This is a genomic window from Mesorhizobium sp. CNPSo 4689 (assembly GCF_057784325.1).
Genome location: NZ_JBWLUZ010000091.1, coordinates 1 through 1,742, shown reverse-complemented (window position 1 = coordinate 1,742; position 1,742 = coordinate 1). Strand labels below are relative to the sequence as shown.

General features: G+C 61.7%; 3 protein-coding genes and 1 pseudogene. All 4 read right to left on the bottom strand.

Annotated features, from left to right (window positions below; genetic code table 11):
• Positions 1-141 (bottom strand): FAD-dependent oxidoreductase (locus AC04SI_RS33235; RefSeq protein WP_488475634.1); only part of this gene is annotated, 141 nt, incomplete at its 3' end.
• Complete coding sequence (locus tag AC04SI_RS33230; RefSeq protein ID WP_488475723.1) at positions 141-374, bottom strand: hypothetical protein; 234 nt, start codon at positions 372-374, stop codon at positions 141-143. The genes AC04SI_RS33235 and AC04SI_RS33230, both read right to left, overlap by 1 nt.
• Before the next feature lie 4 nt (positions 375-378).
• Complete coding sequence (locus tag AC04SI_RS33225; protein WP_488475722.1) at positions 379-1,065, bottom strand: DsbA family protein; 687 nt, start codon at positions 1,063-1,065, stop codon at positions 379-381.
• Between the two features lie 149 nt (positions 1,066-1,214).
• Positions 1,215-1,742: pseudogene (locus tag AC04SI_RS33220) on the bottom strand (cation:dicarboxylate symporter family transporter); the annotation flags it as partial.

Here is a 1,742-nt window from a genome sequence, read left to right as displayed (position 1 = left end):
CGGATTCGCCAGCCTTTCCAAGGCCTGCTGTTCAACGACTGCCACCTTGAGTTCGCTCTGGGCAAGCGATGCGGCGAACGAAAGACCGACCGGCCCGGCTCCGACGACAACGATGTCGAAACTGTCGCCGGAGCCGGCCATCAGCGTGCAGGCCCCAGCGTCACGAATACGCTCGAGACGCTGGGGCCGAACAAGGTGGCGAAAAGCAATATGGAAAGCCGGCCGCCGGCACCACGAGATGGTCGGCCGACAACGGGGTTGCCGACTATATAAGAGCTATAGCCCGGCACAGCAGGCAGCACGCATGGCGAGAGGAACAAGATTGCACCGGCCGCCAGCGCTGTCAAAATGCCGATATTGGAGATTTCAAACACCGTCTCAACCCTTCGGCTTTGATCGCGCATCAGCGATGGAGCGCTGCAGCGTGGCAACATCGACCACCCCAGGGATCACTTCGTCGCCGACCACCAACGCCGGGGTGCCGATGATGTACAGATCGCCGGCGAGCGCACGATTGCGCGCAATGTCGGCTGCGATGGCCGGGTCTTCCATGTCCCGCTTGAGCTGCTCAACATCGAGGCCCACATGTGCTGCGATGGTCAAGGTCGACCTTTCTTTGATCCGGCGGGGGAAGCCCAGGAGGGCACGATTGAACGCCTCGTATTTTCCCTGTTTGTGGGATGCGAGCGCCGCCACCGCGGCGAATTCGGAAGCCGGTCCCAGGATCGGAAACTCTTTGAACACAAGCTTCAGATTGGGATCGTCCTTGATGGCTTGCTGGATATTGAGGGCTGCCTTCCGACAAGGCAGGCAGTTGTAGTCAAAGAAGGTGACCAGAGCGACGTCGCCTTCCGGATTGCCAGCGGTTGGCGCAGCGGGGTCATTGAGCAGCGCGTCGCGCCGCTCCGCGATGCGCATCTTCAATTTCGCCGCGAGCTGGCGTCGGTCTTCGAGCTGCAGGTAGTCTATGACAGCAGGATGATGTAGCGCCCCCAGCGCGAAAAAAAGCAGGGCGAGGGCTAAAAGAGCGATCGTGACAACAAGGCCGGGAGTTGGCTTGGACATGGGACGGTCTCCAATTAACAGTGAACAGCAGGGCAGCAACGGTGCCTTTTACGTAGACCTGGTCATCGCTTTTGATTGCTTGCCCGGCACTTCCCGGAATAGGGGAAATTGCTGGGCTCTCTCGGTGCCGATGCCAGTTGGCAATTACTCTAGGACCGCTTCACGCCCTCCCCCAACGGCTGGGCGACGCTCGCGTGAGCTGGCCGGCCGCGACCGCCCTTCGCCGGGCCGGACGTCGCCGAGGGTCTGCTCGCGAGGGCCTCTGCCGATCGGACTTCATCAGGTTTGCCCCCAGCGGGCGACGACGAGAGACGCCACCGCGTTGCCGACGAAATTGGTCAACGCCCGGCATTCTGACATGAAGCGGTCGACGCCAAGGATCAGCGCCAAGCCGGCCACGGGAACGCTGGGCACTACGGCGAGCGTAGCGGCCAGCGTGATGAAACCCGCGCCTGTCACGACGACAGATCGGTGTTCGTCGCCTGGGCGACGAAGAGGGCCGCCAGCGTCACATAGAAAATGCCAACCAGCTTGAAGACAGGCGCGATGAGCGCCTGAAGGAAGGAAACGACAGGCTTGCCCGTCTCTCCGACCATCGCCAGCGCGATGCCGAACAGAACCGAGAAGAACAGCACCTGCAGGATGTCGCCTTGCGCGAAGGCACCGACAATCGTTGA

Excerpts from the sequence above, each read along its gene's own strand:
- AC04SI_RS33225 (WP_488475722.1), bottom strand. The coding sequence starts at position 1,065 with ATGTCCAAGCCAACTCCCGGCCTTGTTGTCACGATCGCTCTTTTAGCC.